The sequence below is a fragment of the Sphingomonas sp. GW821-FHT02B09 genome (genome assembly GCF_059421875.1).
Genome location: NZ_JBWKVV010000014.1, coordinates 14,890 through 39,070, shown reverse-complemented (window position 1 = coordinate 39,070; position 24,181 = coordinate 14,890). Strand labels below are relative to the sequence as shown.

Genomic DNA, 24,181 nt, shown 5'->3' with positions numbered 1-24,181 from the left:
CGCGGGGTGGAGCAGCCCGGTAGCTCGTCAGGCTCATAACCTGAAGGTCACAGGTTCAAATCCTGTCCCCGCAACCATTCCAGTTTTCCCAAAGCGTCCCGGTTAGTCCCGGGACGCTTTTTTTGTGCCTGTTGCCAATCGGTTACGCGGAGCCATCGTGTCCCGCGAGGTGCCGGCGCGTGCCCCGGAGACCCGGCACGTCGATTTGCTTTTGGGGGTGCTGAAGGGGGTGTCGTGGGGGCGCGAAAGGAGTGGTACCCCCAATGGCCCTCAAGGAACTCGATGTAAAATACGCGACCAAGCGCGATCGCGACTACAAGCTCAGCGATGGCGGTGGCCTCTATATCCTGATCCGCCCGAACGGCTCGAAGCTGTGGCGGATGAAATACCGCTTCGACGGCAAGGAGAAGATGCTGTCGTTCGGCAGCTATCCCGACCTTAGCCTCGCCGACGCCCGCGTGAAGCGGACGAAGGCGAAGGCGGCTTTGGACGATGGCAAGGATCCGGGTGCCAAAGAGGGCGCGCCGGTGTCGGCGATGACGTTCGAAGCGGTCGCGAGGGAGTGGCACGCATTGCGTCTGGATTCCCTCGATCCAGGACATGCCGAGCGGCTGATGGCGCGACTCGAACGCGACGCCTTTCCGGCGCTCGGGCGCAAGAAGATCGGCGAGATTACACCGGCGGACGTGCTGGCGATGGTGCGCAAGGTCGAGGCCCGCGGCGCGCTCGATGTCAGCCGACGCCTGAAGCAGCACGTCAACCAGATCTACCGCTTCGCCATTCCCAACGGTTGGGCGCTGCACGACCCCGCCGCCAGCCTGGGTGATGCCCTGAAGCCCAAGCCGCGTGTGAAGCACATGGCCCGCGTCGGCTTTCAGGAGCTGCCGGACCTGGTGCGCGCGATCGATAGCTACGACGGTGAAGAAAATCCACGGCGACGTGCCGTCACTCGAGCGGCGCTGCTGTTCACGCTCCTGACCTGGGCGCGGACCGGCGAGACGCGGCTTGCGCGCTGGGACGAGTTCGAGAACCTTGACCGAGCCGATGCGCTGTGGCGGGTGCCGGCCGAGCGGATGAAGATGGACCGGGAACATCTCGTGCCGCTACCGCGGCAGGCGGTCGCGCTGATCGTCGATCTACGCGAATACAGGACTTCGGACTTCGTGTTCCCCGGCGAAAAGCCGAACAAGCCCTTGTCGCAGAATACCATGATCTATGGCTGCTACCGGATGGGCTATCGCGGCAAGCAGACGGTGCACGGCTTCCGTGGCATCGCGTCGACCTGGGCGAACGAGGCGGAGATATATCGGCCGGACTGGGTCGAGATGGCGCTCGCTCACAGCGACGAGGACGAGGTCAGGGGCGCCTACAACAGCGCACTCTATCTCAGTCCTCGCCGGCGGATGCTGCAACGCTGGGCGGACATGATCAGCGGGTTGATTGCACCACCCGCCGCGGCCAATGATCGCGATCACTCAGGCGCGGTGACGATGGACGTTGATTCCACTCCACGGTTGGATGTGGGCGCTCGCCGATCCTTGCCATAGCTGGCAGGGTCGGCGATCCAGCGCTCCACCTCGGACTCGCGCCAGCCGACGGAGCGCGGGGTCAGTGGCACCTGTTTCGGAAAGCTGCCGTCCTTGATGAGACGGTATAGTCCCGACTTCGGCAAGCCGGTCTTCCACAACACCGCGCTCAGACGCAGGATGCGATCGTGATCCATTATTGCAAACCGATTCCCATTCGGCCTGCCCGCATCCCTGATATTCCAGCCAGCCCTTGCATTGGCAAGGGGCGGAGTGATGGCCAACCGTGCCGTTGAGGTACAGTATCCGCGGGACAACGGTTCTGCTGACGTATGCCTTTGCATGCCCGGGAAAGGCGCCTCTGGCTTTTGCCGCAGCGCCTCACCATCTTCCTCGTCTACAGTCTTGACCACCCGACACCGTGACAAATGCAGGATGACACGATCATGGCATCAGAGGGCTTATCGTTCGAAGGCTTTTTCAACGCTATTCACGCCTCCTTGGCAAAGGACGGCTATGGCAATCCGGGTCGCACCGCGATGAACGCAGGGTCGTTCGATTTCGACGACATCGGCATCCTCCCGCTTCGCGCATTTCAGTTCGGCGTGGCCTACCTCGTTTACGAGCAGGAGTTGCCCGAAAGCTACAATGTCCGAGCCTCGACGCTGACCTCCGGAGCGGACGCCTATGCCCTCCTTGAGGAAATTCAGCGCGATGCGAAGGGTCGGGTTTTGACGAATATCTGATGTGCTACGCCTGCTGAATGTCAAAACCAATGACCAACGATGATTTCGATCTGCCGGCATGGGAGTGGCCATCAGGATCCGGCGCAGCTCTGTGTTACAAGCGTCAAATCGAATTGGAGCACAAACTGCGCGGACGTCGAAGTGTGTTCCTCGACGTCAATTTCTGGATTGATTGTCGGGAAGCCAAATTTAGTAATGACGTGGCAGCCGAGAAGCGACGTCTTTACGACGCTCTGCGGCGTGGCGTAGAAGAACATCGCATAATCTGCCCAATATCGAGTGATATCCTCACCGAGCTGACCAAACAGGATGACGCGGCCTTCGCCGCTACCATGGCTGTGGTCGATGAACTCACGCAGGGTGTGGCGATGGTCCCGCATCGAGAACGTCTGATCATAGAGGTCGAGCGCTTTCTCGGTGGTTTTGCGGCCTCAATGGCTGCGCCGCACCGCCCGATCTGGACGGCCTTTGTCTTCGCCTATGGCTATCAGGATCTTTGGCCACCGGCACCGGTGCATCGCGCCGAGCAACTTCTGCTGACGATGACAGACGCTGGCTGGTATCTGCCGCCCAGCAAAGGCGTGCCGGCTCTCAGACGGGCAGTGACCAACGCGCGGGAAGAGAGCGAGCGGGCGGCGGAGAGAATGAACCGCGGGGCCGAGGAGCATCGGAACGAGGCGGCCGGGTATGACGCTATTCTTCGTTGCGAGCTCATCGGAGCTGCCGATCTTTTGTCCGGCCACCTGTCTGCCGAGTATGATCGAATGGCTGCGGTCGCCGGCGCGCCTCCCGGCGACGAAAGCCTGAAGGCCGCCGTCACACAAATGGCGGCACTCGGTATGCAGAAACCCGTAGGAAGGCGAGCGTTCGGCAACATCGTCGTTCCCGCTACGCTTCACGCTGCATTTCGAGCGGAGAAAAACAGGCGTGTTAAGCCGAACGACATCTTCGACTTTCGTCACGCCGCCGCGGCGTTGCCGAATTGCGATGCGTTTTTTACGGAAGGCAAGTTGAGCCGGTTGCTGGCGAGCGGGCACGTCGGGCTAACGAACGCCTACCCGTGCAGGGTCGCTGCCTCCCACTCGGAGGCTTACGAGGTGCTGCGCGCTCTACAAGTCGTCTGATATCAGCCACGCAGATGTACCACAATATCGTTAAGCGATGCCGGCAGTGCTCGCCCCAAAAGACGAATCGGACTTTATCGATCGCTTAAGTGCGCCCTTATGTTCTTTGCGGCTTGCGGCATGGCGGTGTCATACCACGAGGGATGGCTTTTGATCCCGCCATACCCATAAATCGCCCGGCCATCCTGATCTCGGCTGAATAAAAGACGTACGTTGTTGCTACCATTGAAGAAGGCTCTGATCTCGAAGATCGCCGTCGTACCATCCGCGCCGAGCTTCTTCACCAGATCCCCATCGATGCGATAATCTGCCGCGTGGGCGATGCTGACCGAGCGCATGATGAGTTGCTCCAATCCGGGCCGCCGGCGACATTCGTCGAACCACTCATCGATCTGTGCATCCTTGACGGCATTGCCGGTCAGCGGGCCCCAATTCTCGAATCGATGTTGCGCACGTGCTTCGGCATCGCGGGTTGCGAGCGAAGCGGCTGTGGCGTCGTCCCAGACGTTCTCGACGACTTCCGAACGTACTTCAGTCGACGTGGCCGTCATCATGTCGAACCGGACCTTATCCGAACGCCAGCGCTCGTGTGATCCGATACTCAGCAATACCCCGCCGTCCAGCGCGCAGGCGACGAGTGTGGACTGACCATCCGGGTCGAACGTGTTGTCGAATGTTCCATCCAGCAGATGCGGATCCATCTCGGCCTGCAACTCGGGGTCGAGCGCGGCCTGTGCCGGAGACTGTTGGTCGAGCGTTTGCAGAAAGAACAGGACGGTATCGCGGAAACGACGGCGATCAAGGGCCAGGCCGTCTGCCAGCACCTTGTAGTCCGGCGACAGCGCTAGCTTGGAGGCGCGGATGCTACACATCACCGGTAGGCTGATCGCCTGTTCCTTGATGAGCCTTGCGATCCCCGTTCGCAGCTGATCGAGCAAGACCATCGACAGCTCCAGCGTTTCCGCCGGAAAGCTCAGGCTATTGAGATACGCGCGAGCCATTCACGATAGTCCGATCAGATCGATGATGGCTTGATCGAAGAAGCCTTCTGGCCAATCCGAAATGTTTCCATTGTCACCGATCACGATCTTTTCCGGACCGCCCCCCTCCCCACCGCCACCGAAGAAATGGATAGCGGTCTGTCCTGCAGGCAGGATGCCTTCCCTGACGGCGAGGCGCACACCGGAAAGCAGGTGGTCGCTATGGCTTTCGACGATCACCTGTAAGCCCGACGCGGCGAAGTGGGCGAGCAGGCGTCCCATCGCCGATTGAGCGCGGGGGTGGAGATGGGCTTCGGGGCTGTCGACAATGATGACTTGGCCCGGCTTCGAGCAGATCAGCGCCACCAGCAGGGGGAAGGCATAGCTCAACCCGTAGCCGACATTGGACGGACGACGCCGTTCATTCGAGCGGCCGAGCGTGTAGGACGTTCTGGACAAGGCGACCCCGGGTAGCTGTTCGGCGTTGACGCCGGCTCCGGGGAAGAGAAAGCCTAGCCATGCGTCCACTTGAGCCCGCACCGTAACGCGCGAGTCGTCCGGGTGGCGACGCTCCGGAGGGACTTGTTCATCCGCTTGCCGGATGTACCAATACCCCGCCCATTGGCCTTCGGCGCCGACATCGCCGACAACGGTCGACGGACTTTCGGGGAAGGGCTGCGCTTCCCCGGATACCCGCCGGCTTGCACCGATGAAGATCAGGTCCCGGATCGATGTGAGAAGCGGATGCGCGTCGCCGTTGGGAGACCAGCGCGGCGCGTCAACCTCGTCGAACGAGAAATGGGAATGATCGAGACTGAGTTCTCCTCGTTGAAGCGTTCTGTCATTGGCGAAGACCCAGAACGCGCTGTCATCAAGCGCGTTGGAGAAACCCAGCGTGATCGCACCACCCGCTGTCTCGGACACGACGTCTCCGGCGCTGCCGAGGCGTACCAGCGGACCGTTCAATGCCAGCACGTGTGATCGTGGTCGTTCCCGCAGCGCTTGGGCCATTAAAAGCAACGGTTGCAGCGAACTGGACTTTCCCGCCCCGTTATAGCCCGTGAGCAGCGTCAGCGCACCGAGATCGAGCGTATATTTAGCGAAGCATTTGAATCGCTCTATATGGACGGCTCGCAACGAACTCATAGCCATTCGCCCAATGCCTCCGCCATCATTTCGAATCTGGCCCTGACCTGGATCGTGCTGTTGGTGGAATAGGTGAGCGCGTTGTTGAACCGATCCACGTGCATCAGTTCGCGGATGCGTTGCTCGATCGACTGCTGAAACGCCGATATCTTTTCTGGGGATATTCGCGCCATGAAGAACGAAAAGGTGTCGAACATCGATATATTGATGACCGATCGATAGGCCTGCTGATCGCCATCGGTAAGAGATTTTCGGAAGGCGTGGCGTCCGAAGAGCCGTTCGTTGAACATCATGGATCGGCCGAAGTCCTCGGTTATCTGCCGCATCTGGCCGTCCGTCGCTCGATTGAGCGTGCCGAGGCCGTTAGCCAGGAACAGATCCATGTCCCCGGTATAGCGTTGCCACCCGGACACCGTGAATGCGGCAAAGCGGTTGATCGCTTCACGATCACGCATCGTCTGATGCGAAAGGGAGCCGCCGGTGGCCGAAAGGAAATGCGGATCCTGCGCCATTGCCGCCAGCCACCGGGTCGCTTGCCCGTTATAGAGCGCGTTTCGCATTTGCTGGCGACTGAGGGGAATGCCACTGTTGACCCGATCGAAGATGTCGAGCCGAGCGGCTTCGGGGGCTGCCTTGTCGAGGATGTAAAGGGTCAGCTGCGTGTCCTCGATCCGTTCCTGCAGGTTGACCGGAAGATCATCGAACCGTTTGCCTTCAAGCGGATGCGTCTTGCCAAGGCCCGAAAGGCGCAGCTTGTTCGAAAGGAAAGCCTGAAATGTACTCAGCCGTTGCAGGCCATCGACGACGGTGATCCGACCGTCCTCGCCCTCGGCAACGTACAATACGGGCAGCGGAATGCGCATGACGCAGCTTTCGATCAGCTTCGACTGCTTGTCCGGGCGCCAAACGAAATCGCGCTGGAAATCCGGGTTCATCGCGTATCGACCGGCTTCGATCCGTTTGACGATGTCGCCCACGGTTCGATTTTCGCTCCGGACCATGATGTCGTCGAGCGGATATGCCGACATTTCCTCGCGGGGAAATCCCTCCTCGAGGCCTTCGATCTCTTCCTGAAGATCGGTCGATATGGCCATTCGTCTCTCCGGCGGAAAATGCACACTGCTCGATGCGGCTTCTTCGGGCCGCCCCGAACCTCAGGCGCTTACACCTATCGTGGATTGCGCATCGGGTCACTCACAACATCGGGGGGCGGGGGCGGCTGTATCATGTCTGGGTGCAAAGGGGCGGTGAGGTGGGTAGCGGCAGGAGTTCGGGTGCGGTCCGGGTGGCACGACCGGTGCGGTTTCACCTTTTGCCCGCAATCAATTCCGCTATAACGGCTGTTCGAAAGGGTTGGCGATGAACGCGACGGACCGATCGCTTGTCGAAGAGCCGCAAGCTGGCGCCGAGCGGGAAAAGCGCCTTTTGGTCAGGGACTGGGTTTGGCGTCCATGGTACGCGAGGCTGTGGTGGCTGAGTACGGTTGTTTACTGGGTCGGTATGGCGGTATCGTTTTACGTGCACCCGATGAAGGACTTTTACTCCACCGCGCTCGCTGGCTATCTAAACGTCTGCTTTTATCCTCCCGTTATTCTGATGCTGCTCGGATTGGGGTTCGTCCGGGCCAAAATCGCGCGCGGCGATTGGGTCATCACTTCCGGAGATCCAGGTGCACACAGGTTCAATCGTTCCGTCAGCGGATCGCTTGATCCATACACCGACCCACTGGATCCGAGATCCGGTTCATTGTACATCGGATCACCTGAGAAGCTTGCTGAGCTTTTTGGGCGGAAATGGCCTTAGCGGCGTTTAAACTCCGCATCTCCATCTCCCGGACTATGAGCGATATCTGTACTGAAGCGCCCCTCCGACAGCAGGGATGACTGCTCAAGCGAGGTGAGAGGGCCAGTGATGTCAAATGTCGCGCGAGCAGCGTCTGCTTGACTGAGATACCGGTTTCGAAGACCATTTTCACCAAGCAGTTCACGCGAGAGATTGTCTGTGAACGTTTGTGCAGGCGACTTTGAGCGCACGCTGGCGGCTTCGGATGCCGCGATGGCGGCTCGGACATCATAGTTGTTTATATCCAGATCTGCGCCGGCGGTTTCTTGGATAGTACCACGGTCGGTACTGCTGAACGAGATGCTCCCGGAAGCACCACCCGTCACGCTGCCGCCATGTGCTTTCCCCGAAGTATGACCCGATCGCGTTGTAGAACCCGAAATTGACCCACCGATCTCCGTTCCCATGGAGTTCATATCCTGTGCCGCGCGAGAAATATTCCGCGACCATCCGGTCTGCGCTATCACCGCCTGTACATCGCGTTGGATGGTATCCGCGACCTGCGGCTTGAGCCGCCAGTTGCCCCTGCGGTCCATCTCAAACCCGCCACGCAGCCAGTTGGCCATCGCGGCATGGCCCTCGGCACCGCCGCCAAGGAAATGCTCGATCGTGTCCGGTCCGGCCTGCTTGCCGGCCTCGAACCGCGTGCTGGTATCATTGCGCGCGGATCGCGAGAAGCCGGTGCTGCTCGACACCAGCAGGTCGTTGCCGGCGAAGCTGAAGCGAGCATGGCCACCGTTCGCCACCGCGCCGAGCTGGCTCTCGTTGATGAGTCCGGCCTTCCACATCGCCGCAGCGGTTTGCGGGGTCAGATTGAGGTTGAGGTCGCCATTCTCGTCCATCGCGATCTGCCGCCTCGACAGATCGATGCCGTTCTCGTGAAGCAGCCCTTGCATGCGGGTGAGGCGCTCGTTGTCGACGATCCGGGTCAGCCGCTCGTTGCGCGCACGATCGGCGATGCCCGCAGGACCACCCTCGGCCATGTCGACCTGATTACCGGCGGTACGCGACAGCGCCTGGATGAAGCTGTCGAGCCGCGCCGCCTCGCGTACCGAGACGCCGGCCGCTGCGGCGCCCTGGGCGAACCCGGCATTGTCGGCCTGGCGCCGCTGCTCGCCGATCCGCGCCGCGGTGCGGGTACCGTCGTGGCCGACCTCGCGTTGGGCATCGAGCTTGCCGGCACGCTCGGCGACGTCATAGCCGGCGGTCTGGCGTGTGCGGGCATAGACGCTGGTGCCCTCCCGGGCCGTCTCGGCGGTGGCACCATCGGCGGTGCCGACCTGCGTCGCGACGGTGTAGGTCTCCAGCGCCTTCAAGACCTGCGCCTCGTTGCGGCCAGTCGCCCGGCCGAGCTGCGAGATCGCGGTGGAGCGCGCCTCGCCCGACAGCGCGGTGATGAACCCGATTCGCCGCGACGTCTCCTCGACCGGCAGTCCGAGCATCGCCGCGGCGCGGCGGTGCCCGGCGTTGCCGCCGGTGCGCCAGGCCTGCTCGGTCGCGACGTTCCCGCGTTCGTTGGCCGCGACGTGGTCGCCCGCCTGGTCGCGCCGTCCCTCCATGGCACCGACGCTGACTTGCGCCCCAGTCAGGTCGTTCCGCAGCATCGCCTCCTGATCGAAAGCGTTGGCGGTGAGCTTGGCGAACGTCGGATCGGCGGACGCCTCGGCGATCACGGTCGACGCCTTGAGCGCGGCATCCTCCGGCGAATAGCCCGCGCGCTGGAAATGACGCTCGGCACCCTGTCGCATCATGTCATAGGCGCGGTTGTCGCCGAACGCCTTCCACTGCGTCATGCCGTGGGCGAAGGCGGCGAAGGCGCGTTCGCCGGCCTGTCCCTGGCCGAAATAGGTCGTGCCGAGACTGCGCAGCGCATCCTTGTCGGCGAAATTGTGGATCGCAGTCGTCGCGGCGTTGGCCCGCACCGCCTGCGCCACGCCCGGATCGCTTGGGTTCCGACCGCGCAGTGCCGGGGACAGGCCGCCTAGTTCGCGCGCGGCATCAAGGCCGCCCATCCCGAACGCCGGCACGCCGGGCACGCCGCCACCATGCTCGCCGAGCACCGTGTCGGCCGCGCTGAACGCGCGGGTCGCGCCAAAGGTCGAGCGCTCGCCGAAATCGCCGAAACTCGACACCGCCGCGCGGCGTGAGAAGGTGCCGCCGGCCGATGCCTGCGCCTCCAGCGCCGAGGCATAGCCCTCGCTGGTGCCGACGCCGGCCGCCGCGGCGGTGCCTTGCGCTTGGGCTTGCAGCGAGCCGCTGGTAAGCGCGGTGAAGACGTTGCCCGAGAAGCGGAAGACGGTGAACACGAACGCACCGGCAAGTCCGGCCGCCGCGGTACGGAAGCTGCCGAACACGGCGAGGGCTTTCATTGCTGCCGATGGCGCGAGGATCCAGGCATTGGCGCCGAGATGATTCGATCGCATCTCGGCGAGCACCGCCATCGCGCGGCCGAGCGTCAGCTGGTAGAGGCCGGCGTCGATCACGCCCCACAGCGCCACGAACACGAACAGCCCCAATGCGAAGGTCGCGACGCGCAGGTTGATCGGCGTCAGGATGAACAGCATCGCGATCGGGACCATGAACAGCATGATCGCGAACACGGTGGCGCGGATCGTCGGCATCCACTCGTTGGCGACCGACATGGTGGCGAGGCCGTTCGACACCATCGCCCGGTTGGCCATGGTCCGGGCGGCGGCAGCCGGACTGTCCTCGAACAGCACGTCGCCGACGGTGCGCCCGAGCAGCACGTCGGTCAGGAAGCCCTGGAGCGACAGCGGGCTACCCATCATCATGCCGCCCATCTGGCCGAGCCGCTGGCGGCAGCGAGCGAGCTGGCCGGCATCGGCGATCGCATAGCCGGTGCGCTGGCAGACCTGACGGGTGTAGCCATCGAACAGCGCCGGATCGGACAGGCGGCTGGATATGTGTTCCCAAGCCTCGGTGCAGCTGACGGTGCGGCCGCCTTTGTCGGCGGCGGTATAGACGGTCGAGAAGGTCGCCGGTCCCGCCATCGCGGCGAAAGCTGCGGGCAGGTCGGTGGTGGTGCGGAACAGCGTGTCATCGTCGATGCCATAGGCCGGCGACACCCGCGCGACCGGATAGCAACGGCGGGCATAGTCGCGGATGGTCGTCTCGAGGAAGCTGTCGGTCATCGGCCTGGCCGGCGAAACCGCGTTGAGGAACAGATCGAAGCTATGCCCGCCCGCGCCCATCTCGAGCTTGGCGTTGGGGTCGAGCGTGTTGTCGTCAATCGTCTCCGCGAGCGCACGTTCCATCAAATTGGTGGCGCCGGCGACCAGCACGATGAGGTTGGGGACGTTGCCGACCGGCTGGTAGGCGTTGCGGACCCGATCGTAGACATGGACCGTGCCGGTGGTGGCGATCAGTCCGACGAACAGCCCGATCCCGACCAGCATCTGGAAACCATAGGCGACGAGGCCCATGCCCTGGCCCCGCACGCTGGCGATGACCGCGCCGAGCGCGATCCCGACGACGCCGACGATCAGGACGAGCGTGGTGTAGCGGGGATCGGCAAAGATCATCGCGACGAGGCGGAAGGCGTCGACCGTCTCGGCGAACCCGTCCCAAGTGTGGAAGCTCGTGTTCACAGTGGGATATCCCTTTAGCGGCGAGCGTCGGCGCCGGCCGCATCGCGCGCGTCGCGGTCGCGCTGGCGGACGAGACCGGCATAGTTGGCGGAGAGGTTGGCGGCGCCGAGCGCCGCGACATAGCTTTGCCGCATCTGCGCGCGCTGGCGCAGCACCTCCTCGCGAAGGCCGCGGAGCTGCTCCATCCCCTTGGTCAGGATGCGGGTCTGGCACAGGTTCGCGCTGGCGGCATCGACCGCACCGGCGGCATCGGCGCCGCGCTCGGCATTGGACAGCGCGAAGTCGATCGTCCGGGTCAGGTCGTTGAGCATCTGATAGGCGAGGGTCAGCGCGACCAGTTCGTCGGTGTCGCCGATGACGGAGTCGGAGACGCCCTCGCGGACGCCCCATTCGAGCATCCGGTAGATCGGCAGCGTGCGGACGTTGGCGACGAACTGCCGTTCCTCGGTGGTGAGCGCCACTTTGGTGCGGATCTTGGTCGCGATGGCCTGCATCCGGTCGCGGGCGAGGACCAGCGCGCCGCGGCCTGAACCATCGCGGGCGCAGTCGTTCGCGGTCGCCGGGATGTTGAGCGCGCGGCGCTGGACGCGGCCGGTGAGGAAATCGTCGGCGGACTCGCCGTCCTGGCGCGGGCAGGCGGGGATGGCGGCGAAGACCGGCACCTTGTCGACCGCTTCCCACCGCATGTAGACGTCGCCGACGCGGGCGCGCATCACGCCCGCCCAGTCGCCGGCGCCGACCCGCGCGGCGGCATGCGCCAGCAGCGAGCCGGTGCGGAAGATGTCGGTGACCTCGCGCGGGCAGTTGGCGAGCGCGTCCTTCAGATCCTCGGTCGGGTTGCCGCGATTGGCCTGGATCTTCTCGCGGCTCTGCTGCCAGCTCTTGGCGAAGCCCTGCCGCACCGACTTGTAGCCGGTCATCTCCTCGACGACGCCTGACATATTGTCGTCGCCTTTGGCGATCTGGACCATGCGGTTGGCGAGCCGGCAGTCGTTGACCTGGATCGAGTTCAGGTAATTGGTCGTCGCCTCCATCTTCGAGATGATGTTGCCCATCTTCTCGTCGAGGGTTTCGAGCAGATACTGGAAGGCGACGGCGGGCGCGGCCTGGAGGATCGTCTCCAGCTTCTGGACGAGATAATCGGGGTCGAGGAACGACATGCCGCCGAGGAACATGTCGATGCCGCCGCACCCGGCCTTCACCTTGGGGAGGGTGAGCGACATCAGATAGTCGTCATGGATGTCGACCCGGCCCGACATACCGCCGGCGGTCACATAGCCGCGCGCCTGGTCCTCGAAGCTGCCGGGTTGCGTATAGGTGACATTGTCGAACCAGCTTTCCGCCCAGTTCTGCGCGTGGGCGGGCGCGGCAACGCCGCAGGAGGCGAGGGCGAGGCAGGTGGCGGCGCTCAGCCGCGCGAGACGGGACATGGGAATGATCCTCGACAAGGAAAGAACGGTGCCGCATCTCAGCGGCGGATCGGGGAGGGCGCCGCGGCGCCGACGATGCCGGTGAACTTCGCCATGGCGCGCAGGCCCACCTGCGGCTTCAGGCCGGTGAACATGCGTGCCGCCAGCCAGGCGTTGCGCGCGAGATTGGCGTCATGGTCGGTGCCGACCGCTATGGGCACGACGCGCGCCGGATCGGCGAGCGGCCGTACCCAGATGACCGGATGCCCGACCCAGGGCAGGCCGAGCCGTCCCGAGCGCAGCAGTGCCTCGTCGCGTCTCAGCACGCGGACCTGCCAGCCATAGCGCGCGCGGAAGGCGGCGAGCTTGCTCCAGGCGTCGGCGCAGGGGACGCAGCCGGGCGCGGTAGTCATCTCGATCGTGAACAGCGGCGCCTGGCCGCGCAGCGAGGCGGCGAAGTCGGGCGGGAAGGCGCGGGTGACCGGCACGCGGGCGAGCCATGCGCGCATGTCGGCGACGGTGGCGACCGGGTGGATCGCCGCGCGGCGCGCGGAATCGCGTGCCGGCAGTTGCGCCGACGCCGTTCCCCACGACAACGTGGCGAGAAGAAGGACGGACCGCCAGATCATGGCTCGCGCCCTCCGGTTGATTCGTCGTTGCGATCGTCTGCCGCGGTATCGCCCGCGCCGACCGGCCCATTGGCGAGCGCATCGAAGAAGCCGCCTTCCTCGCCGGCGCCGGTCAGGAACTGCTGCGGCTTGATATCGCCGGTGAGCAGCTTCACCGCCTGGTAGGCGGTCTGTGCCAGCGCCGGATAGGCTTCGACCCCGGTGGCGATCACCATCCGCTGCGCCGAGCCGCGGCGGATCACCATCGTCGTCGGGGTGACCGAGACGCCGAACCGGGCGCCGAGATCGGGACGGCGGTCGAGGTCCATCAGCGTGACCTGCCAGCCGGTTTCCTCGCGAAACCGCTCGATGATCGGCCACTGGACGCGACAGTATCCGCACGAACTGCGCGAGAACATGACGAGTGCGAACCCGCCGGCATGCGCGCGCAGATACGCGCGCCGCGTCGCGTCCTTCATCGCCCCCATCCGGTCGCGCGCCTCGCCGACCAGCGGGTTGGCGCTCCTCGCGTTCAATTCGGGATGCTGGAGCATCGCGACCTGGGTGACGCCGGCGAAGGCGCGTGCCTTGCGCCGCGCGAAGTCCTGCAGCCGCCAGAAGTCCGCGACCGCATCGACCGTCAGCACGGTCGCGGCATAGTCGCGCTGTGCCTCGATCAGCTTGCGGATCTTTGGCGGCGTCCACGTCGCCAGCTCCGCCATCGGCGGGATCACCGGCCTGACGAGATCGTCAGGTTCCGGCTTCTCGGGCGCAGGCTTCGGTGGTGCCTGGTACCACCAATAGCCGCGCTGGCCGCTGGTCGAGCCCGCCTGCTGCGCCGGAGCGGGCCAGGAGACCGCGAGGATGGCGGCGGCACCGAGGATGGAAGGCGGCGTCACAGCACGCGCTCCATGCGGGTCAGCCGCTGAACTGCGACCGGTCCGTAATAGCGGCTGTCAAAGCCGCTTTCATGAGCTGAGCCGACATAGATGGTGCCGGGCGGGATGCGGCCGTCGGCGGGACGCCAGTGGTCGAGCCGCCGTCCGTCATGGGCCAGCGCCTTGCTGATCCCGAGCAATCGGCCGTTGCAATAGTACCAGCCATCGAACGTACCAGCCGTCATGGATGGCTTCTCGATCATGCTGATCCGGTCGCCGGGCAGGCACAGCGCGTATTTGGTGACGTTCACCGGCGTCGGCCCCGTGATCGGGTGCGACAGCCGGAACGAGACGAGGTCGCCGCGGCGGATGACGCCGGGCGCGGCGCGCACCGCCCAGGCATCGATCGACGGGCTCATCACCCAGGTGACCTGCGGGATCGCCCACCAGGCGGCGAGGCCGACCGGGAGCACGATCGCCATTCCCTTCCACAGCCGTTCGGGACGGGGTGGTTGCCCGAGACCGGAACTGCCGAGCACGACTGCCGCGCGTAAGGGCAGCAGTCTCACTTCCGGCCACGCGCGCCTAGCGGCGTTCCAGACGGCGACGAGCATCACGCACCTCCCTTTTGCCGCCGAGGCGGGCATATTCATCGAGCAGGCCGGAGAGCGCGGCGTCGCCGTAGACGACGTAGGGGCTGCGGGGGCTGCCCTCCTCGCGCTCGCAGTAAGCCTGAGTGGGATCGCCCGGGATCATCGCCAGCGCAGGCACGCGGGCGATGCCGTGCTGGCGAAAGACCAGCGGGTCGACGATCACCTGCACGGCCCGCATCGCGCAGGACGGTCCCGAGCAGCCGGGGTCGCGGCGCAGGATTTCCGCCGACAGCTTTGCCATCGGTGCGACGCGGGTCATGCCACCGGGCATGCCGCGAAACGCGAGGACGCCGCCGACGCGTTCGAGTTGGCCGGCATAGGTGCGCAAGGTCGCCACCGGCATCGACGAGGACACGAACAGCACCGGCACCCAACCGCTGGTGCCGGGCACTACGGCGCCAGCGACCGCGGCCATGTCGGGCGCATCGAGACCGAGCGTCTGGCCGAGCCGCTTCGCCATCGCGTCGCGCTGCGTCGCCAGCGCCTCGCGGCCTTTGGTCAACCCGGCACGGGCACGCTCGTCCATCCGCGGCGAGGCCGCCCGACGCCGTATCGCCTCGGCAGCGCGGCGTTGGCTGGCGGCATCGGGTGCCTGGGGCAGCGCGGGTGTTCTGTCCACCTCTGCCTTGCGCCGCGCTGTCGCCGCGCGAAGCCGCTCCATCGCCGCGGTGCCTTCGCCGGACACGCGCGTGCGCGCGTCCGGCGGCTGGGATTGTGGGGGTGCCACCTGGGCCGTCGCGCTGGCGGCGAGCAGCAACACGCTACTTGCCCATGTCACGGGAATAGGCATCGATCCTATCCTTCATGCTATTCTGGATCTGGCCCTGCGCGCGAGCCTCGATCTCGGTGTAATATTCGCTGAGATTCATCCGGCTGAAGTCGAGCGCCTGGAACTCCTCCGCGGTGAAGCCGCGGCAATAGGGCTGCTTCGGCGTCCCCCAGCCGAGGCCGGCGAAGGACTTCAGTTGCGTGCGCCCCTGTTCCTGGATGATCCGGCCGAGCTTCGTGTTGAAGCAGCAAGCCCCACGCGCCTTCTGGACGCAGATCCCGAGGATCTTCGAGGCGCAATATTCGCCGACCTCGTGGCACATGCCCGAGCCCTTGAGCATGGCCGTTTCCATATCCTGGCTGTCGCAGCCCTGGAGCAGCACCTCGACCATCAGGTTGATCGCGACGCTGATCGCGAGGCTGGTCGGGTCGATGCCGACGATCAGCGCCTTCGCACCCGTCGATGCGGCCTGCGCCGCGGTCGCACCGGCACGGTAGGCGGTGTACGCCGCCTTCATGCCGGTGAAGACGCCCTTCGCTACGGCGACCTTGCCGGCCGCCGACATGACCGACGAGCCGGTGCCGTCGCGCACGATCTTCCCCTTGTCCTTGCAGCAATTGGTGAAGGTCGTGTTCAGCCCGGCCGTCCGGCAGCGCACCGCGCGGCCGGAGAATATCTCGATGGTGCCGGCGCAGTTGCCGGCGGCATCGACCGGTCCGTCGGCCGGCGTGCCGGGATCGTCGACGACCGGCTCGTGTTCGACGCCACCGCCGGGTGCGTTCGGCGCGGTGCAGGCGTGGGGCGAGCAGGTCGGCGTCGCACCACTTGTCACGGCGCTACAGGCGAATTGCGATCCGAGCGGGCAGGCGTAGGCACCGACCGCATCGGCGACGCAGGCGACGCGATCGATCGGGCACTGGACGGCATTGCCGACCATGGTGTCGCACATCGCCGTCTCGCCGGGGTCGGACGCATCGCCATTGCCGTTGCGGTCGGCGGCGCAGATCTGGGCGTGCGCCGGAGCGTCGGCGAGCACCGCGGTGAAGCCGGCCAGCATGACCAGCGCCAGCCGGTGCGGGAGGAGCCGGCGGGTCATCGGCCCACGCTCGTGCAGACGAGATCGGCCCCGCCGAGGCGCACCGTCTGCATCATTACCGCTGCCTCGGGAAAGTCGTCGAGGCAGCCGCACGGCGACACGATTTCCTCGCCGGGACCGGCCGGGCAGACGTTCGTCGCGGTGCAGGCGTGATAGAAAGTCTGCCAGCCGGTCGGATCGGTCTGGCGGCTGCCGACGACGCCGGCGGGTGCGGCAGCGGTGTTCACGGTTGGTGCGCGGGTTTTGCACAGCGTCTCGCAGGCCGGCACCGATCCGCGATCGGGCAGGCCGAAGGTGCGGCTCGTAGCTGCCGTGATGCCATCGGCGCCGCGCGTGCGATCGGCGAGCATCGTCTCGGTCGACCGATCGAGGATATACGCGGCGCGGCCGAGGTCCGGCTCGGGCGTGATGCCGGTGTCGCTGGCGCAACTGTAACGGCGGTCCTTCCGAAAGAAGTCGCGGGTCAGGCTGACCGTGCAGGCACCCGATCCGAACGCGCGTGACTGGGCAAGCGGCTCCAGCCCGGTGACGACACCGTTTCGAACCGTGACGACATCATCGACGGTTTCGTCGACGAGACGACAGGCCTTATCGCCGACATAGCCCGCGCACAGATCGACGACGCGCTCGGAGGAGGCGCAGCTGGTGTCGAGCGTCGCGGCGATCTCGGCGAGCGCCTCGCCCTCACCGCCGACCGCGACGCGCAGCCAGATCTCATGGTCGCCGCGGGTGAGGTACGGTGTCAGGTCGAGGTCCGGGGCACCGTGCCACGTCCGCTTGCGCTCGCATTTGCCCGGCGGATTGCCGCTGCCCGACCAGTTCGATGGATCGGCGAGCACCGGACGCCCGTCGATGCGGAGCTGCATCCAGTCATCCATGAAGTAACGGGTGAGCCGCACGCTCTTCAGCCGGTCGACATCGCCGACGCGCAGGGTCATGCGGAAGTCGAACAGCCGGCAGTTGCCGCCCTTTAGGCTGTCGTTCGCCGGCGAGCCGAGCTGGAACAGGCGGGTATCGGGCGTCGGCGAAAGCGTGGCATAACCACCGGCGACGCGGGTGATGATATCCTCGGCGTTCACCTCGGTGAGGCGGACGTCGCGCTCGATCGTGCAGGCGCGGGTTTGCTCGATCTTGCCGCGCCCAGTCGCCGACCCCGTCAGCGCCTGGAACACGCCATTGGTCCGCGCCGCCGCGAACGCATCACCCTGGATCGCGCCAGGATTCGCGCGGTAGGTCGTGGCCGCGACGCCCGGCGACGCAGCGCAGGCGGTGGTGGCGGCACCGGTGTAGCGGATGACCGGGCCGTCGATGCTCGCCTCGGCGACGCCGATCCGCGGATCGACACTGGTCAGCGCCCCGATGACACCGCCGCCGAGATCCTTGAGCACCGACGGCAGGTTGCCCATCACCAGATTGGTGCCGCAGCTGCCGTTGATGCAATAGCATCCCGACAGCCCGGTAATGGCAGCCGCCGACAATTTGATCGCGCCGCCGGCATCCACGTCCCAGCGATAGCCCTCGCACGCATCCCAGCTACCGGGCTGGCAGGCGATCACGCCGTTGGCGCAGATGCCCGAGATCGGGAACGGGGCGGTGAAGCTGCTGTTGAAACGACCGTCGAGATCGCTGTCGCGCGCGACGGTGAGCCGGCCGATATCGCCGGTCGCGGTCGGCTGGACCATCAGCTCGAGCATCGTCGCCGAGCGCTTGCAGGCGATCTCGGGCGTGAAGCGGGTTCGCTCGTCGACTGTCGCGATCGGCTTCGCGGCGAGGCCGGGTGTGACGTAGTTGCGCCGCAGCGCCTCGCGGTCGCCCGACCGCTTGCGCGACGCGGTCGCCGCGGCACGCGCACGATCCTCGACCGTCTGCGCGCCGGCATTCATACCCGAAAGCACGAAGACGGTGCAGCAGGCCAGCACGACCGACGGACGGCGGAGCGGGGAGGGGGTGCCCACCGCCGCCGGCCGTGCTGGTGGAGCGACGCCGGCGAGGGGGATCGCCGACGCCGCCCCGGCTCCATGCGTGGCCGGACAGCCACCATGGCTGTGGCGGGCAGGCCCGGGCACGTCCCGGACACGCACGAAGAGGAAGGGTGATCGCCGTTCAGGGCGTGGAAATGCCGGCACAGCAGATCACCTTTTCGAAGAGCATGAATTGGGCGTTGTCCTTGCCCGGCGCGTGTTTCGCGCTGGTCCACAAGGATCCGGGACGGCCGATGTTGACGCATTGGCCGCCCTTGACGGGCTCCATCAGCTGGAGCTTGTAGCGGGACTTGGTCCAGATCGGCTGGGGGCGGAACGCGCAGCCGTCCTCCGACGAGATGGTCAGCGCCCCCAGGCGCCCCATCAGGAAGGTGCCGCGCGCCGCAAGCCCGGCCCAGGCCTCGACGGAATCGCCGAAATGGATGTCGCCCGCGATCGGATAGGTCGCGCCCCAGGAGCCCATGCACCAGAACAAGGGGTCAATGACCTTGTCCGCAGCGGCCGCGGCACTGTCGGCCATGCAGGCGAGCCCGGCGGCGGGATTGCCGAACAGCACCGCCTCGGGCTGGACGATCGCACCGAGCGTCGCGGACTGCCAGGTCGGCAGCAGCTCGGTCATCATCGCGACGTCGAAGCCGTCGTCCTCGAAGCACGGCAGGTCGGTGAACATGTCGAGCATCTTCCAGACCGGCGCGACGTAATAGTGCATTTGCGCGAACAGCTTGCGGGTGTTGGTGCCGTCCGAGAGCGAAGTCTGGCTGCCCTGGAGGCGGCCGTGGGTGTTCATGATGTCGGCACCGAGCGCCATCATGCAGCCAGGCTCGGTGACGACGTCGACCATGCGGTTGGGCGACCAGAAGCTGACCTTGACCCCAAACGTGAACGTCGCCCCCTTGCGGCAGGAGCACAGCGGCTTGGCCGCGGTCTGCGCGTCGAGCGCCTTGCCCAGCGGATCGGAAGGACCGACCTTCACCCCGCCGATGGTGATCGGGAAGATGCAGGTCCAGCGCACCTTGGTGATCGGGTTGAAGGCGCCGCTCTCGCACTTCGAGGCGTGCGCCGACGTGGCGGGCGCGAGCAGCGACAGCGCGATACCTGCGGTACCGGCGCGAAGGGCGGCGATGAAGCGGCTCATCGCACGCCCCCCGTGCGGTCGATCCGCACCTCGGTCAGTTCGAGCTTCTGCCCGACCTGGCGGACGATGACCGGCGCGACCGTCAGTCCGAGCCGCTCCTTGACCCGCGCCTCCAGCAGGAAGATCGGCCGCTGCGCCTTCTCGGACAGGGCGATCGGATCGGCGCCCTTGCCCGCGGCGAGCAGGATGAAGTCGGTCGGTTTCGCCTGTGCCAGCGCCCAGCCGAGATCACGCGGCGCGACGACGATCAGACGCTGTGGCAGCGTGACATAGGCGAGCGGGTTGAAGGTGAAACCCCTGGGGTAGACGATGCGGCCGTCGGCGCCGCGGATGTCGAAGGCGAGCGTGTGGAACGGCACCACCGAACGCACCCGCGACTGGCTCGCGGGGGCGAGGCTCGCCGCCTGCATCGCCGACCAGCGTGTCCGAGGGCCGAAGCGCGACGCGATGTTCGCCGGTTGGCGTCCGACGCGCGCTTCGATCTCGGTGAGTGCGTCGGGTTCGGCGATCGGCCAAGTGCGCCCGATCGTGGCCGTTTCGGCATGGACCGCCGACGCGATCGTCGTCGCCAATGCGGCAAGCCCGGCGAAGCGGAGGATAACGGCGGGATCAACGGCCATGACGGCGGCTCCACGGACGATCGTGATCGGTGCCGTCGCCGACGATCGCGAAGACGGTGGTGAGCGCGGCGATGGCGGTCAGCGTCGCGACCAGCGGCCACATGGCCGTCGCGAGGCCGTGGCAGCAGAGCAGCAGGAACGACTGGGTGAGGAGCAGCCCATGCGCACCGACGAGCAGGCGGACGGCACCCTGGCCGGGATGCGCGGTGAGGATGCCGCTCATCGCCGCCACCATGTGCGAAGGGTCGCGACCGTGCGGCCGGTGATGCCGCTGCCCGGCAGGACGACCAGGAGCGACGAGGCGGCGGCAAGCGCGACAATGAGCGCGACCGCCCACGCAGCTTCCGGCAAATGCCCGAGCGCCATCGTCGCGGCGTGCGCGGCGGTCGCCGCGAATAAAGAGGCCGCGGCGATCGCCACCATGAGCCTGCGCCGGGCTTGCCGCTGCGCTCGATCGAGAAGCGCGGCGACCTCGAGGGCCGCGGCATGGATGCCGAACGCATCGCGCTTCAACCCGGCGAGGTCGTGCGCCATCGCTGCGAGCGGATCATCATCGCGGGGCGCGGTCACCGGCGCCTCCAGCGGCGATAGCGCGCCAGCAGCAGCCCGGTCGCCGCCGACAATGCGATCAGCAACAGCCCGCTGACGAGACAGGCGAGCGACACGCCGATCGCGGCGTGGACGATGCGCGCGGTCGGCTGATCGAGCGCGGTGCCGGCGGCCGCGACCAGCCCGCCCATCATCACCGTCTCCACGCAGATGACCCGAAAGCGCCAGCGGATCGCCTCGCGCTCGGCGCGGATCGCGACCCGCGCCGCGATGATCCGCTCCATCTGCGCATCCTTGCTCCAGTCGAACATGATCTGGTCGGGGTGGGGCTTGCGGAACATCAGCGCGCCTCCGGTGCGTCAGCGCCAGCGCGATGATGCTGTCCAAGGATTTCGGCGGAATCGACGCCGGCGAGTTCGCAGACGGCTTCAAGTGGCGACCGGCCGGCGCGGCACAGCGCATCGAAGGCGGCGACCTCGTTCGGTGCGGAGGTGTTGATCCAGTAGCTGAACGGATCGACCACCAGCCGGGCGACGCCGAGCCCGAGCGGCGAGTCGATGAACACTTCCGAATAATGCGGCTTGTGGTTGCGGACCGATTTCAGCAGGTCGAGGACGAACCCCGAATAGTCGATGACCTTGTTCTCGACCGCCTTGTCGTAGGTAGAGCCCTGGAGGAGGAACCGCGTCGCGGCATTCTCGAGGATCACCTGACCGGTGCCGCCGAACAGCAGCAGGTCGTTCAAAGACTGGAGGACGACGCCGAAGCTGCCCTGATATTTGCGCGCGCGGCGATAGCCCTGGCCGAACGCCTCCGCGAGCCGGGAGAGGTCCTGCCCGTCGCTACGCGTCATGAACTGCGCGGCTTCGTCGCACAGCACGAAGCGCGGGCGGTCGCGCGCCGACAGGTACAGCTCCTGAGTGACCGCGTTCACCACCACCATGACGATGACGTTGAACAGGTCGGGCATGCCCTTGAGCCGCTCGAGTTCGAGCACGACGAACTCGTCCGCCGAGATGTCGAAGGTCGACGGGCCGTTGAAGAAGTGGCCGTAGGCGCCCTCCGAGCTGAAATCGCGCAGGTTGAAGGCGAGTTCGCGCGCGACCGGGATCAGGTGGTCGACGCGGTCGAGGTCGGAACCGGCGAATTCAGGATAGGCGCCGAGCCACGCGCGCACCGCGTCGATGCCCTCTTCGGCATGGCCGCCGTCGATCGTCCACTGGACCGCGGACTTCAGCAGGTTCCATTCCGAGGTGGAGACACCTTTCCGCGTAGCGGCATTGGCCATCTCGGCGACGATGGCGACCGCCATCGCGATCGCCGACTGACGGTCGTCGCCATCGAGCGCGAACCCCATGTCGAACGGGTTGAGGACGAGGCGCTCCTCGCCGATGTCAATGTAGCGGCCCGAGCACAGCGTGCAGAGCTTGCGGTACGACCCGCCGATATCGATGATCCGGACGAGTGCGCCTTGCGCATAATATTGCTGGCAGAGATTGTTGAGCAGGAAGCTCTTGCCCGCGCCGCTCTCGGCCGAGACGATGAAATTATAGTTGTTTATGCGCGGATCGAAGAGGTCGAGCGTGACCAACTGGCCCTTGCGCCCTGCATAGAGCAGCGCTGGCCGCCCGCCGCCGCGGAAGTCGGCCTGGACCGGCGCCATCAGCACCGCCGCCTTCGCCGGCATCTTCAGGTCGCGCTCGAGCAACCGCAGCGTGCGCTTCTCGGGGTACAGCCCGAACGGCAGGCTCATCGGCAGAAGGACCGGGTTGAGGTAGCTTTCCTCCTGCATCATCCACGGCAGCGGTTCGGACTCCCACAGCCGCTTCGCGCGTGCCGCCATCTCGCGCGCTTCGCCGCTGGTGCGGCCGAACACCCACATCGTCGGGATCACCGAGACGAAGCGGCTGTTTCCCGCCTCGTCGAGCACCCAGCCGATCTCCTCGACCTGCTTGCCGACCTCGACCGCGAAGCTGCCCGCCGCCTTCTGTGCGGAGAGCACCTGCGCGCGCTTGTGGATCTCGAACTGCGAATGGTCGAACAGGATGTTGAGCGTCAGCAGGAACGGGCCGCCGATCTGGTCGCTGTCCTCGCTGCTCCCTCGCATCCCGCCCAGCAGCCGGTTGGCGCGCTCGGCGGTGATCCGCCGCGCCGGCGCGCGCGGCGTCAGGCAGCGCGCGACCTGGTTGCCGAGGAACACCTCGGCTCCGTCGAAGCGCAGGTCAGGACCGGCATCGATGATCTGCTTGCGGATCGGCCGCTCGCCATCGCCGGCGGCGAACACGCCGGGTGCGGGGAGGAACACGCCGTTGAAAATGCGCCGGTAGAAGGCGACCAGCGCTTCCGGCGCCATGCGGCGAATGCCGAGCCGGGCGAGCTGCTCCTCGATCTGGCGGCGCAGGTCCGCACCCAGCGGTTGCCTCGTCTTGACCGACAGGAACAGCCGGAAGTTGCGGATCGGGATGTTGTTGAGCGCGGGAAGGCCGGCGGTCCCGGCCCGAAGATACTCCGCCGTCCGCCGGGCCGACGCCTGGATCAGCGGATCGGGACGGGTCTTGAGGTCGAGAAAGGCGTCGAGCGCGTCGTCGATCAGCGGGTCGACAAAGGCGTGGAGTTGCACCACGGTGCCGGGGGCGAAGGCGACGTTGAACAGCCCGACCAGCGCCTGATGGACGTGCGCGAACATGTACGCCGGCGGCGTCAGCTCCCAGGCATGGCCCCAGCCGTCATCGATGCACAGGAACGCCTCGGTCTCCGGCTCCCACGCGACCAGCGGCAGGAAGTCCGAATAGCGGTCGCGCGACACCGAGCGCTGCAACTCCGAAAAGGTCAGCCCGCCGCCGGTGCGGGTGCCGGGCGCCTTCACTTGTCGTCTCCGGCGGTCGGCGCGACCGGCATCGGCGCGCCGTCGTCCATGGCCTTGTCGCGGACCTGCCCCAGCACCGGCGCGCGGGCGGCGGGGCTGACCGGATTGACGAGGTAATCGCCGACCACCCATTGCGGCGCATCGAGTACCGAATAGACGTAGCGCGGCATGTAGAGCCGGTCGGGACGCTCGCGGTCGGCATAGGGCAGGATCAGCGTGCGGACGGTGCGCCCCGGGCGCAGCATCGGCGTCACCGGGCGGTCGACCAGACTCTGCAACTCGCGATAGACGCTGTCGCGATAGCCCTGGTACGCCGTCGTCGATGTCGGAACGGTGCCCTTGCGCGCGCGCTGCCGCGCCGGTTCCACCGGCGCTGCGCCGAGCAGCGCCTTGTCGCGGGTGACCGCGGGATCGGAGCGAGGCGCGCGCCCGGCGACCGCGTCGGCAAAGGCCTTGTCGGGCGCGATGCACTGGCCGTGGTCGCTGTTCTTGCACGAGAAGTTCTCGGCATAGGGCGACAGCGTGTGGCCGAGGGAGGCGCAGCCGGACAGGAGCGTGGCGGCGAGGATTGCGCAGGCGCGCGAACGGGATGGCAGAACCATATTGCGAACTCTGCTGGTGGGGGCCGGGATGGTGAGCGGCGT

23 protein-coding genes and 1 tRNA gene are annotated in these 24,181 nt (G+C 66.2%); 5 read left to right on the top strand and 19 right to left on the bottom strand.

Annotated features, from left to right (window positions below):
* Both AC07U4_RS23920 and AC07U4_RS23915 read left to right on the top strand, forming a co-directional pair.
* Positions 1-77, top strand: a tRNA-Met gene (locus AC07U4_RS23920).
* Positions 78-263: 186 nt separating this feature from the next.
* Complete coding sequence (locus AC07U4_RS23915; RefSeq protein ID WP_495197436.1) at positions 264-1,547, top strand: tyrosine-type recombinase/integrase; 1,284 nt, start codon at positions 264-266, stop codon at positions 1,545-1,547.
* On the opposite strand, the gene AC07U4_RS23910 is transcribed toward AC07U4_RS23915, so the two are convergent.
* A complete protein-coding gene (locus tag AC07U4_RS23910; protein WP_495197435.1) occupies positions 1,472-1,723 on the bottom strand; it encodes an AlpA family transcriptional regulator in 252 nt (83 codons plus the stop codon). The genes AC07U4_RS23915 and AC07U4_RS23910 overlap by 76 nt on opposite strands.
* A gap of 249 nt (positions 1,724-1,972) precedes the next feature.
* On the opposite strand from AC07U4_RS23910, the gene AC07U4_RS23905 reads away from it, so the two are divergent.
* Both AC07U4_RS23905 and AC07U4_RS23900 read left to right on the top strand, forming a co-directional pair.
* On the top strand, positions 1,973-2,272 hold the full coding sequence (locus tag AC07U4_RS23905; protein ID WP_495197434.1) for a hypothetical protein: 300 nt from the start codon (positions 1,973-1,975) through the stop codon (positions 2,270-2,272).
* Positions 2,273-2,301: 29 nt separating this feature from the next.
* Positions 2,302-3,396, top strand: a complete 1,095-nt coding sequence (locus AC07U4_RS23900; RefSeq protein WP_495197433.1) for a hypothetical protein — start codon at positions 2,302-2,304, stop codon at positions 3,394-3,396.
* Positions 3,397-3,470: 74 nt separating this feature from the next.
* Here the strand turns inward: AC07U4_RS23900 and AC07U4_RS23895 are convergent, their stop codons facing one another.
* The 3 genes from AC07U4_RS23895 to AC07U4_RS23885 are packed head-to-tail and all read right to left on the bottom strand — an operon-like array spanning position 3,471 to position 6,616.
* Positions 3,471-4,397 carry a hypothetical protein gene (locus AC07U4_RS23895; RefSeq protein ID WP_495197432.1) on the bottom strand — a complete coding sequence of 309 codons (927 nt, stop codon included), beginning with the start codon at positions 4,395-4,397 and terminating at the stop codon, positions 3,471-3,473.
* Positions 4,398-5,522 carry an AAA family ATPase gene (locus AC07U4_RS23890; protein WP_495197431.1) on the bottom strand — a complete coding sequence of 375 codons (1,125 nt, stop codon included), beginning with the start codon at positions 5,520-5,522 and terminating at the stop codon, positions 4,398-4,400.
* Entirely contained in the window at positions 5,519-6,616 is a 1,098-nt protein-coding gene (locus tag AC07U4_RS23885) for a DUF262 domain-containing protein (protein ID WP_495197430.1), read from the bottom strand. Before AC07U4_RS23885 ends, AC07U4_RS23890 begins: the two co-directional genes overlap by 4 nt.
* Before the next feature lie 265 nt (positions 6,617-6,881).
* Here AC07U4_RS23885 and AC07U4_RS23880 point away from each other — a divergent pair, with 265 nt between their 5' ends.
* Positions 6,882-7,325 (top strand): hypothetical protein, encoded by a 444-nt coding sequence (locus tag AC07U4_RS23880; protein WP_495197429.1) that lies wholly within the window; start codon positions 6,882-6,884, stop codon positions 7,323-7,325.
* Here the strand turns inward: AC07U4_RS23880 and AC07U4_RS23875 are convergent.
* From AC07U4_RS23875 to AC07U4_RS23805, 15 genes are all read right to left on the bottom strand, one after another.
* Complete coding sequence (locus tag AC07U4_RS23875) at positions 7,322-10,972, bottom strand: conjugal transfer protein TraG N-terminal domain-containing protein (protein ID WP_495197428.1); 3,651 nt, start codon at positions 10,970-10,972, stop codon at positions 7,322-7,324. The two genes, AC07U4_RS23880 and AC07U4_RS23875, sit on opposite strands and share 4 nt — an antisense overlap.
* Positions 10,973-10,986: 14 nt before the next feature.
* Positions 10,987-12,402, bottom strand: coding sequence for a conjugal transfer protein TraH (locus tag AC07U4_RS23870; RefSeq protein ID WP_495197427.1), 1,416 nt, complete (start codon positions 12,400-12,402; stop codon positions 10,987-10,989).
* Positions 12,403-12,440: 38 nt separating this feature from the next.
* Positions 12,441-13,010, bottom strand: coding sequence for a hypothetical protein (locus AC07U4_RS23865; protein ID WP_495197426.1), 570 nt, complete (start codon positions 13,008-13,010; stop codon positions 12,441-12,443).
* On the bottom strand, positions 13,007-13,888 hold the full coding sequence (locus AC07U4_RS23860) for a conjugal transfer protein TraF (protein WP_495197425.1): 882 nt from the start codon (positions 13,886-13,888) through the stop codon (positions 13,007-13,009). Before AC07U4_RS23860 ends, AC07U4_RS23865 begins: the two co-directional genes overlap by 4 nt.
* Positions 13,885-14,481, bottom strand: coding sequence for a S26 family signal peptidase (locus AC07U4_RS23855; RefSeq protein ID WP_495197439.1), 597 nt, complete (start codon positions 14,479-14,481; stop codon positions 13,885-13,887). The genes AC07U4_RS23860 and AC07U4_RS23855 overlap by 4 nt, the downstream gene beginning before the upstream one ends.
* The gene (locus AC07U4_RS23850; RefSeq protein ID WP_495197424.1) at positions 14,453-15,310 is read right to left on the bottom strand and encodes a type-F conjugative transfer system pilin assembly protein TrbC; all 858 of its coding nucleotides are present in this window, start codon (positions 15,308-15,310) and stop codon (positions 14,453-14,455) included. The genes AC07U4_RS23855 and AC07U4_RS23850 overlap by 29 nt, the downstream gene beginning before the upstream one ends.
* Positions 15,282-16,385, bottom strand: a complete 1,104-nt coding sequence (gene traN, locus AC07U4_RS23845; RefSeq protein WP_495197423.1) for a conjugal transfer protein TraN — start codon at positions 16,383-16,385, stop codon at positions 15,282-15,284. Before traN ends, AC07U4_RS23850 begins: the two co-directional genes overlap by 29 nt.
* A complete protein-coding gene (locus AC07U4_RS23840) occupies positions 16,382-18,268 on the bottom strand; it encodes a hypothetical protein (RefSeq protein ID WP_495197438.1) in 1,887 nt (628 codons plus the stop codon). Before AC07U4_RS23840 ends, traN begins: the two co-directional genes overlap by 4 nt.
* 220 nt (positions 18,269-18,488) lie before the next feature.
* The gene (locus AC07U4_RS23835; protein WP_495197422.1) at positions 18,489-19,502 is read right to left on the bottom strand and encodes a TraU family protein; all 1,014 of its coding nucleotides are present in this window, start codon (positions 19,500-19,502) and stop codon (positions 18,489-18,491) included.
* Positions 19,499-20,122, bottom strand: coding sequence for a conjugal transfer protein TraW (locus AC07U4_RS23830; RefSeq protein WP_495197421.1), 624 nt, complete (start codon positions 20,120-20,122; stop codon positions 19,499-19,501). Before AC07U4_RS23830 ends, AC07U4_RS23835 begins: the two co-directional genes overlap by 4 nt.
* Positions 20,112-20,345, bottom strand: a complete 234-nt coding sequence (locus AC07U4_RS23825; RefSeq protein WP_495197420.1) for a hypothetical protein — start codon at positions 20,343-20,345, stop codon at positions 20,112-20,114. The genes AC07U4_RS23830 and AC07U4_RS23825 overlap by 11 nt, the downstream gene beginning before the upstream one ends.
* A complete protein-coding gene (locus AC07U4_RS23820) occupies positions 20,342-20,692 on the bottom strand; it encodes a hypothetical protein (RefSeq protein WP_495197419.1) in 351 nt (116 codons plus the stop codon). Before AC07U4_RS23820 ends, AC07U4_RS23825 begins: the two co-directional genes overlap by 4 nt.
* A complete protein-coding gene (locus tag AC07U4_RS23815) occupies positions 20,689-21,012 on the bottom strand; it encodes a hypothetical protein (RefSeq protein WP_495197418.1) in 324 nt (107 codons plus the stop codon). The genes AC07U4_RS23820 and AC07U4_RS23815 overlap by 4 nt, the downstream gene beginning before the upstream one ends.
* Positions 21,012-23,537, bottom strand: coding sequence for a TraC family protein (locus tag AC07U4_RS23810; RefSeq protein WP_495197417.1), 2,526 nt, complete (start codon positions 23,535-23,537; stop codon positions 21,012-21,014). Before AC07U4_RS23810 ends, AC07U4_RS23815 begins: the two co-directional genes overlap by 1 nt.
* Entirely contained in the window at positions 23,534-24,139 is a 606-nt protein-coding gene (locus tag AC07U4_RS23805) for a TraV family lipoprotein (protein ID WP_495197416.1), read from the bottom strand. Before AC07U4_RS23805 ends, AC07U4_RS23810 begins: the two co-directional genes overlap by 4 nt.
* Between the last annotated feature and the right edge of the window lie 42 nt (positions 24,140-24,181).

What these genes read in the sequence shown, in the direction of transcription:
- AC07U4_RS23825 (WP_495197420.1), bottom strand. Translation starts at nt 20,345, where the DNA reads ATGAGCGGCATCCTCACCGCGCATCCCGGCCAGGGTGCCGTCCGCCTG.
- AC07U4_RS23910 (WP_495197435.1), bottom strand. Translation starts at nt 1,723, where the DNA reads ATGGATCACGATCGCATCCTGCGTCTGAGCGCGGTGTTGTGGAAGACC.
- AC07U4_RS23880 (WP_495197429.1), top strand. Translation starts at nt 6,882, where the DNA reads ATGAACGCGACGGACCGATCGCTTGTCGAAGAGCCGCAAGCTGGCGCC.
- AC07U4_RS23885 (WP_495197430.1), bottom strand. Translation starts at nt 6,616, where the DNA reads ATGGCCATATCGACCGATCTTCAGGAAGAGATCGAAGGCCTCGAGGAG.
- traN (WP_495197423.1), bottom strand. Translation starts at nt 16,385, where the DNA reads ATGACCCGCCGGCTCCTCCCGCACCGGCTGGCGCTGGTCATGCTGGCC.
- AC07U4_RS23850 (WP_495197424.1), bottom strand. Translation starts at nt 15,310, where the DNA reads ATGCCTATTCCCGTGACATGGGCAAGTAGCGTGTTGCTGCTCGCCGCC.
- AC07U4_RS23890 (WP_495197431.1), bottom strand. Translation starts at nt 5,522, where the DNA reads ATGAGTTCGTTGCGAGCCGTCCATATAGAGCGATTCAAATGCTTCGCT.
- AC07U4_RS23900 (WP_495197433.1), top strand. Translation starts at nt 2,302, where the DNA reads ATGACCAACGATGATTTCGATCTGCCGGCATGGGAGTGGCCATCAGGA.
- AC07U4_RS23905 (WP_495197434.1), top strand. Translation starts at nt 1,973, where the DNA reads ATGGCATCAGAGGGCTTATCGTTCGAAGGCTTTTTCAACGCTATTCAC.
- AC07U4_RS23805 (WP_495197416.1), bottom strand. Translation starts at nt 24,139, where the DNA reads ATGGTTCTGCCATCCCGTTCGCGCGCCTGCGCAATCCTCGCCGCCACG.
- AC07U4_RS23835 (WP_495197422.1), bottom strand. Translation starts at nt 19,502, where the DNA reads ATGAGCCGCTTCATCGCCGCCCTTCGCGCCGGTACCGCAGGTATCGCG.
- AC07U4_RS23895 (WP_495197432.1), bottom strand. Translation starts at nt 4,397, where the DNA reads ATGGCTCGCGCGTATCTCAATAGCCTGAGCTTTCCGGCGGAAACGCTG.
- AC07U4_RS23915 (WP_495197436.1), top strand. Translation starts at nt 264, where the DNA reads ATGGCCCTCAAGGAACTCGATGTAAAATACGCGACCAAGCGCGATCGC.
- AC07U4_RS23815 (WP_495197418.1), bottom strand. Translation starts at nt 21,012, where the DNA reads ATGTTCCGCAAGCCCCACCCCGACCAGATCATGTTCGACTGGAGCAAG.
- AC07U4_RS23840 (WP_495197438.1), bottom strand. Translation starts at nt 18,268, where the DNA reads ATGAATGCCGGCGCGCAGACGGTCGAGGATCGTGCGCGTGCCGCGGCG.
- AC07U4_RS23865 (WP_495197426.1), bottom strand. Translation starts at nt 13,010, where the DNA reads ATGATCTGGCGGTCCGTCCTTCTTCTCGCCACGTTGTCGTGGGGAACG.
- AC07U4_RS23830 (WP_495197421.1), bottom strand. Translation starts at nt 20,122, where the DNA reads ATGGCCGTTGATCCCGCCGTTATCCTCCGCTTCGCCGGGCTTGCCGCA.
- AC07U4_RS23855 (WP_495197439.1), bottom strand. Translation starts at nt 14,481, where the DNA reads ATGCTCGTCGCCGTCTGGAACGCCGCTAGGCGCGCGTGGCCGGAAGTG.
- AC07U4_RS23870 (WP_495197427.1), bottom strand. Translation starts at nt 12,402, where the DNA reads ATGTCCCGTCTCGCGCGGCTGAGCGCCGCCACCTGCCTCGCCCTCGCC.